At 61.2% G+C, this 7409-nt stretch carries 5 protein-coding genes; 2 read left to right on the plus strand and 3 right to left on the minus strand.

Translation table 11 applies throughout. From position 1 onward, the window contains the following. The first annotated feature begins 20 nt into the window (after positions 1–20). Positions 21–599, plus strand: a complete 579-nt coding sequence (locus ACW9JE_RS03195) for a Maf family protein (protein WP_457431887.1) — start codon at positions 21–23, stop codon at positions 597–599. Positions 600–677: 78 nt separating this feature from the next. On the opposite strand, the gene ACW9JE_RS03200 is transcribed toward ACW9JE_RS03195, so the two are convergent. Genes ACW9JE_RS03200 through rluC form a run of 3 tightly spaced genes read right to left on the minus strand, consistent with a single transcriptional unit; the run spans position 678 to position 3300 of the window. Then, positions 678–1667 (minus strand): S49 family peptidase, encoded by a 990-nt coding sequence (locus ACW9JE_RS03200; RefSeq protein WP_457431888.1) that lies wholly within the window; start codon positions 1665–1667, stop codon positions 678–680. Between the two features lie 24 nt (positions 1668–1691). After that, positions 1692–2354, minus strand: coding sequence for an HAD-IA family hydrolase (locus ACW9JE_RS03205; RefSeq protein WP_457431889.1), 663 nt, complete (start codon positions 2352–2354; stop codon positions 1692–1694). Continuing rightward, a complete protein-coding gene (rluC, locus tag ACW9JE_RS03210; protein ID WP_224539669.1) occupies positions 2341–3300 on the minus strand; it encodes a 23S rRNA pseudouridine(955/2504/2580) synthase RluC in 960 nt (319 codons plus the stop codon). The genes ACW9JE_RS03205 and rluC overlap by 14 nt, the downstream gene beginning before the upstream one ends. A 700-nt stretch (positions 3301–4000) precedes the next feature. Here rluC and rne point away from each other — a divergent pair. Continuing rightward, on the plus strand, positions 4001–7261 hold the full coding sequence (gene rne, locus ACW9JE_RS03215) for a ribonuclease E (RefSeq protein WP_457431890.1): 3261 nt from the start codon (positions 4001–4003) through the stop codon (positions 7259–7261). Positions 7262–7409: the final 148 nt, after the last annotated feature.

Genomic DNA, 7409 nt, shown 5'->3' on the forward strand with positions numbered 1-7409 from the left:
CCTGCCTTCCGGAGATGCACATGCTGCCTTTATTACTCGCTTCCAGCTCGGTTTATCGCCGGGAATTGCTGGCTCGCCTGCGCCTGCCGTTCACTTGCAGCTCGCCGGATATCGACGAAAGCCATCGTCCGGGCGAACGTGCCGTTGATCTGGTCATGCGCCTGGCCGAGGAAAAAGCCCGGGCATTAGCCGCCAGCCATGGCGCTCATTTGATCATCGGCTCGGACCAGGTCGCGGTGCTCGGCGAGCGGATCATCGGCAAGCCCCACACCTTCGAAAAGGCCCGGGAACAGCTGCTGGCCGCCAGCGGCAAGAGCGTGTCCTTCCTGACCGGTCTGGCCTTGCTCAACACGCAAACCGGCGCATGTCAGGTCGATTGCGTGCCTTTCACAGTGCACATGCGCGAACTCGATGAGGCACGCATCGAACGTTACCTGCGTGCCGAGCAACCCTACGACTGCGCCGGCAGCTTCAAGGCTGAAGGCCTGGGGGTGAGCCTGTTTCAAAGCACCGAAGGCCCGGATGCCACCAGCCTGGTGGGACTGCCGTTGATTCGCCTGGTCGACATGCTGCTTAACGAAGGCGTGCAAATCCCGTAAAGCAAAAGATCGCAGCCTTCGACAGCTCCCACAAAAGGCCCTGCCGCAAGTTGCGATCTTTTTGACGCTAAAGCCGGATCAGCGAATCGAGGGACCGCTGAACCCCATCCACATCGCCAAATGCTCAGCCACGCTGGCGCCAAGCTTCTTCGAGAAGCGATCGAACGGCGATTCCTGAACGGTGAAATCCACCAACTCCTTCTCGCCAATCACATCGCGAGCAACCGAGCTGGCATTGCCCAGACCATCGATCAACCCCAGCGGCAGCGCCTGTTCACCGGACCATACCAGCCCGGAGAACAATTCCGGATGCTCCTTGTCCTTCAGGCGATCGCCACGCCCCTGCTTGACGCTGTTGATGAACTGTTTGTGCGTAGTGTCGAGCACACCCTGCCAAAACGCGGTTTCTTCAGGCTTCTGCGGCTGGAAGGGATCGAGAAAGGCTTTATGCTCACCGGAAGTGTAAGTGCGACGCTCGACGCCCAGTTTCTCCATGGTACCGACAAAACCGTAACCGGCAGCGGTGACACCGATGGAACCCACCAGGCTCGCCTTGTCGGCGTAAATCTGGTCGGCGGCACTGGCGATGTAGTAGGCGCCGGAAGCACCCAGATCGGAAATCACGGCATAAAGCTTGGTCTCAGGGTGCAGACCGCGCAGGCGGCGAATCTCGTCGTAGACATAACCCGACTGCACCGGACTGCCGCCCGGGCTGTTGATACGCAGGATGACGCCCTTGACCTTGTCGTCCTCGAAGGCGGCACGCAGGCTGCCGACGATGTTATCGGCGCTGGCCGGCTCCTTGTCGGCGATCATGCCGGTCACATCGATCAAGGCCGTGTAGTTGCCGCTGCGGGTGGCTGACTTCTCCATATCCATCAGTGGCGTGAACAGGGCCAGCGCGACAAACAGGTACACAAAGGTCAACAGTTTGAAGAAAATCCCCCAGCGACGGGACCGACGCTGTTCCTGCACACCTGCCAGCAGCGTTTTCTCCAACAGCTTCCAGCTTTTTTCGTCACCGCTCTCTGCGCTCGACTTCTCGGGCGCCTTCCATTCGTCGGCCATGCCATCTACCCCAGCGAAAACTTATTAAGCCTGCTGATTCAGCCAGGCATGCAATTGCGAAAAACGATCGATAGCCAATCGTGGTTCGAACAACTTCAGCGCCTCGATCGACTGGGCCCCGTAACTGACAGCTACCGAATCCATCCCGGCATTGCGTGCCATCTGCAGATCGAAGGACGAGTCACCGACCATCAGCGCCTCTTCCGGACGGACCTCGCAGTGCGCCAGGATCTGCTCGAGCATCAGCGGATGCGGCTTGCTGGCGGTTTCGTCGGCGGCACGGGTGATGTCGAAGTAATCTTCCCAGCCGTGAGACTTCAGCACCCGATCCAGCCCGCGACGCGCCTTGCCGGTCGCGACCGCCAAGTGGTAACCCTCAGCCCGAAAGGCCTCCATCGACTCGACCACACCCTCGAACAACGGCGAAGGCACAGCTTCGGACGCGATGTAGTGATCCGCGTAATGCTGACGAAACGCCACCAGCTCATCATCACCGATTTCGGGATACAGGGTCCGAATCGCCTCGGGCAAACCCAGACCGATGATGCCCTTGACCGCAAAGTCGTCGCACTGCGCAAAACCCGATCGTTCGGAGGCAACGTGCATCGCCTCGACAATCCGACCAATGGAATCGGCCAACGTGCCGTCCCAATCGAAAATCAACAGCTTGTAATCAGATTGGCGCACTCAGACGCTCCACGGTTTGGGCCCACATTTCATCCACCGGCGCCTGCAGCTTCAGTTCGCCGCCATCGGGCAGCGGCACGGTCAGCATGTAGGCGTGCAGGAACAGGCGCTTACCGCCCAGATCGCGAATTTCCCTGGTGAAGTCGTCATCACCGTACTTGCTGTCGCCGGCGATGCAGTGCCCGGCGTGCAGGGTGTGCACGCGGATCTGGTGAGTCCGGCCAGTGACAGGCTTGGCCTCGACCATGGTGGCGAACTCACCGAAGCGGCGCAGCACCTTGAATACGGTAAGCGCCTCCTTGCCCTCGTCATTGACTTCGACCATGCGCTCGCCCGAACGCAGGTTGCTCTTGAGCAACGGCGCGCGAACCTGCTTGATCGAGCTTGCCCAGTTGCCGCGAACCAGCGCCATGTAGCGCTTGTCGACGCCGTCACCGCGCAGTTGCTCGTGCAAGTGGCGCAACATGCTGCGCTTCTTGGCGATCATCAGCAGGCCGGAGGTGTCCCGGTCCAGGCGGTGGACCAGTTCCAGCTCCTTGGCATCTGGACGCAACTGACGGAAGGCTTCGATCACGCCGAAGTTCAGGCCGCTGCCGCCGTGGACCGCGATCCCGGCAGGCTTGTTGATCACGATGAGGGCCTTGTCTTCGTAGACAATCGAGGCTTCCAGGCGCTGCAGCAGGCCCTGGGCCACCGGTACCGGCTCGTCACGTTCAGGCACGCGAACCGGCGGCACGCGCACGATGTCGCCGGCCTGCAGCTTGTATTCGGGCTTGATCCGGCCCTTGTTCACCCGCACTTCGCCTTTGCGCAAAATGCGATAAATCAAGGTCTTGGGCACGCCTTTGAGCCGGGCAAGAAGGAAGTTATCGATACGCTGGCCGGCATATTCCGGCGAGACCTCAAGCATTTGCACGCCTGGAGTCGGAGGGGTAGTAGTCGTCATGGCGCGGATGATATCAATTTTTTATGGAATTGAAGCACTTAATCATTGCTGCTATAGTCGCGAACGCCGCCAAAAGCGGCCTGGACAGCGGACCTACGGTCAAAAACCGGCCCTGACCAACGCAATTCACCAGGACGCGAGGCCGTCCTACGGGGCTTTCGCTACGTAACGGTGGAGTTTGCAGGTGTAACGAGCGCAGGTGACATGAGGCCTGAATCACGCCGCGAAGCAGAGTTCCCACTCGCCACGCGAGCCATATTCACGGCCAGTTCACAAAGTGCAGTCAGCTGCAGATGACCCCGAGCGACCGCTTCGGAAACCACGCCTAAATTAGCCATGATGCGTGACCTCCCCTTTCGGAGCTCACGGTAAATGCCAACCCGCTGCGGATTCTGCGCGCGGCAGCACCCGAATTATCAGGGATACGTGTAGGGTGGAGATGCACAACCGCTGGACTGTGTAGCAATAGGCTTTATCAAGACGCTTCATCTCGTCCACAGCCGCCGGTTGATTCCTCCTCCTGACTGAGTGCTTAAGTAGCCACAGCAAGCAGGACGCGTACGTCGCGACAAAGGCCCACATTGGCCGGACATCGCTGGACACGGGAATGGCCAACCACTCCCGACGCACCTGACACCGACCATGAGAAGTCGTGTGTGCCGAACGCCGTTTCCGGCAGCCCGGAAACCGACGGTACTACATGAAAAGAATGCTGATTAACGCAACTCAACCCGAAGAGTTGCGTGTTGCACTGGTAGACGGCCAGCGCCTCTACGACCTGGACATTGAGTCCGGTGCACGCGAGCAGAAGAAAGCCAACATCTATAAAGGCCGGATCACTCGCATCGAGCCAAGCCTTGAAGCCGCCTTTGTCGATTTCGGCTCCGAGCGCCACGGCTTCCTGCCTCTCAAGGAAATCTCCCGCGAATACTTCAAGAAAGCCCCCGAAGGCCGCGTCAACATCAAGGACGTCCTGAGCGAAGGCCAGGAAGTCATCGTTCAGGTGGAAAAAGAAGAACGTGGCAACAAGGGCGCCGCCCTGACCACCTTCATCAGCCTGGCCGGTCGTTATCTGGTCCTGATGCCGAACAACCCGCGTGCCGGCGGCATCTCCCGTCGCATCGAAGGCGAAGAGCGCAACGAACTGCGTGAAGCCCTGAACGGCCTGGTTGCCCCGGCCGACATGGGTCTGATCGTGCGCACTGCCGGCCTGGGTCGCAGCAGCGAAGAAATGCAGTGGGACCTCGATTACCTGCTGCAACTCTGGACCGCCATCAAGGAAGCTTCCCTGGATCGTTCCGCGCCTTTCCTGATCTATCAGGAAAGCAACGTGATCATCCGTGCCATCCGCGATTACCTGCGCCAGGACATCGGCGAAGTGCTGATCGACAGCGTTGAAGCACAGGACGAAGCCCTGACCTTCATCCGCCAGGTGATGCCGCAGTACGCCAGCAAGATCAAGCTGTACGAAGACAGCGTTCCGCTGTTCAACCGCTTCCAGATCGAAAGCCAGATCGAAACCGCTTTCCAGCGCGTTGTCGAACTGCCTTCCGGCGGCTCCATCGTTATCGACCCGACCGAAGCCCTGGTGTCCATCGACATCAACTCGGCGCGCGCCACCAAAGGCAGCGATATCGAAGAGACCGCACTGCAGACCAACCTTGAAGCCGCCGAAGAAATCGCCCGTCAGTTGCGCCTGCGCGACATCGGCGGCCTGATCGTCATCGACTTCATCGACATGACCCCTGCCAAGAACCAGCGCGCCGTGGAAGAAAAAGTCCGCGAATGCCTGGAAGCCGACCGCGCTCGCGTGCAAGTCGGTCGCATCTCGCGCTTCGGTTTGCTGGAAATGTCCCGTCAGCGCCTGCGCCCATCCCTGGGTGAAAGCAGCGGTATCGTCTGCCCACGCTGCAGCGGCACCGGCATCATCCGTGACGTCGAATCGCTGTCGCTGGCAATCCTGCGCCTGATCGAAGAAGAAGCCCTGAAAGACCGCACCGCCGAAGTTCGCGCCCAGGTGCCGATCCCGGTGGCCGCGTTCCTGCTCAACGAAAAACGCAACTCGATCACCAAGATCGAACTGCGCACCCGCGCCCGCATCGTCATCCTGCCGAACGATCACCTCGAAACCCCGCATTTCGAAGTTCAGCGTCTGCGCGATGACAACCCGGAAGCCGCCACCAACCAGTCCAGCTACGAAATCGCCGCTGCCGCTGCCGAAGTGGAAGAAGTCCAGCCGGCCGCTGCGACCCGCACCCTGGTTCGCCAGGAAGCCGCGGTCAAGACTGCTCCAGCCCGTGCCAACGCTCCGGTTCCGACCGAAGTCGTGGCTCCACCGGTTGCCGCCCCAGTCGCTGCGCCAGAGCCAAGCCTGTTCAAAGGCCTGGTGAAGTCGCTGGTCAGCCTGTTCGCCACCAAGGAAGAGCCTGCCGCACCGGTCGTGGTTGAAAAGCCGGTTGCCGAGCGTCCAGCCCGTAACGAAGAGCGTCGCAACGGTCGCCAGCAGAGCCGCAACCGTAACGGTCGTCGCGATGAAGAACGCAAGCCGCGCGAAGAACGTGCACCGCGTGAAGAGCGCGCACCACGTGAGCCGCGCGAAGAGCGTCAACCACGCGAAGCCCGTGAGGAAACTCCGGTAGTCGCTCGCGAAGAACGCGCGCCACGCGCACCGCGTGAAGAACGTGCACCGCGCGCTCCACGTGAAGATCGCAAGCCACGTGGCGAGCGTGAAGAACGTGTACGCGAACTGCGTGAGCCTCTGGACGCTGCTCCGGCCGCCCCAGCTGCAGCTGTGGTTGCAGAAGAACGCCCGGCCCGTCCTCCACGCGAAGAGCGCGCTCCACGCCCACCGCGTGAAGAACGTCAACCGCGTGCCGAGCAAGCCGCTGTTGCGGCTGCCGAAGAAGAGCTGCCAACCAACGAAGAGCAACTGCAGGAAGAAGGTCAGGAAGGCGCCGAAGGCGATCGTCCACGCCGTCGTTCCCGTGGCCAGCGTCGTCGCAGCAACCGTCGTGAGCGTCAGCGCGATGCCAATGGCAATGTGATCGAAGGTTCGGAAGAGTCCGAATCCGGCGAAGCCACCGCCAACAGCGAAGCGCCAAGCACTGCCGATCTGGCTGCCGGCCTGGCCGTGACCGCCGCTGTCGCCAGCTCGGTGATCAGCGCTCCGGCCGAAGCACAAGCCAACGAGCAAGCCGAACGCGCCACTGCCGCCACCCTGGAGACTGCCCCAGTCGAAGCGCCAGCCGTTGAAGCAGCAGCTGCTGAAGCCCCCGCTGTCGAAGCGACCACCCCGGTGGAAGTGACAGCATCGCCGGAAGTCGAGCTGGCACCTGCTCCTGAGGCCCAGCCAGTGGTTGAAGCCGCTGCCGAGCCAGCCGTCGTTGCTGAAGCGCCAGTCGTGGCCGCAGAGCCTGTGGTCGAGACCGTGACTGAAACAGTCCGTGAAGTTCGCGAAGAGCAAACAGCGTTCAACTGGGTCGCCGAGCCAGCCGTTGCCGAAGCTCCTGCTGCTGCACCGATCGTTGAGGCCGAAGTTGCTGAAGCGGTGGTCTCCGAGGCAGTAGTCTCCGAAGCAGTGGTTGCCGCTGCCGAGCCAGCCCCGGTAGTTGAAGCACCGGTAGCTGTCGAAGCGCCTGCTCCAGTGGTCGAATCCGCTCCTGTCAGCGCGCTGACCCCAAGTGGCCGTGCGCCGAACGACCCGCGTGAAGTGCGTCGTCGCAAGCGTGAAGAAGAGCGCCTGCAGAAGGAAGCCGAACTGGCTGCCGCTGCTGCTCCGATTGAACCGGTTGTTGCAGAGCCAGTTGCCGAAGTCGTCGAGGCAGCCCCTGCCCCGGCTGCCGAAGTGGCTGCCGAGCCGGCTGAGTCGGTGATCCACGAAGCACCGCGCTCCGTTCAGGAAGCCGTAGAGCAACACGAACAGGCCCAGGAAAAAGAACACGAGACCAAACCTCTCGTCTGATTCCTGAAGCCGTTAAAAAGCCCCGCCTGGTGATGCCAGGCGGGGCTTTTTTTATGTCAGCTGATCAACAGTGGGGACCGCGTTATCGTTCTTCGCGGGCAAGCCACGCTCCCACAGGTTTTGTGTTGTTCACGGAAATGGCGAACGA

It is taken from the genome of Pseudomonas sp. SDO55104_S430 (assembly GCF_054070595.1).

Bases quoted from the DNA above. Each gene is read 5' to 3' on its own strand.
- ACW9JE_RS03195 (WP_457431887.1), top strand. From the start codon at position 21: ATGCTGCCTTTATTACTCGCTTCCAGCTCGGTTTATCGCCGGGAATTG.
- rluC (WP_224539669.1), bottom strand. From the start codon at position 3,300: ATGACGACTACTACCCCTCCGACTCCAGGCGTGCAAATGCTTGAGGTC.
- rne (WP_457431890.1), top strand. From the start codon at position 4,001: ATGAAAAGAATGCTGATTAACGCAACTCAACCCGAAGAGTTGCGTGTT.
- ACW9JE_RS03200 (WP_457431888.1), bottom strand. From the start codon at position 1,667: ATGGCCGACGAATGGAAGGCGCCCGAGAAGTCGAGCGCAGAGAGCGGT.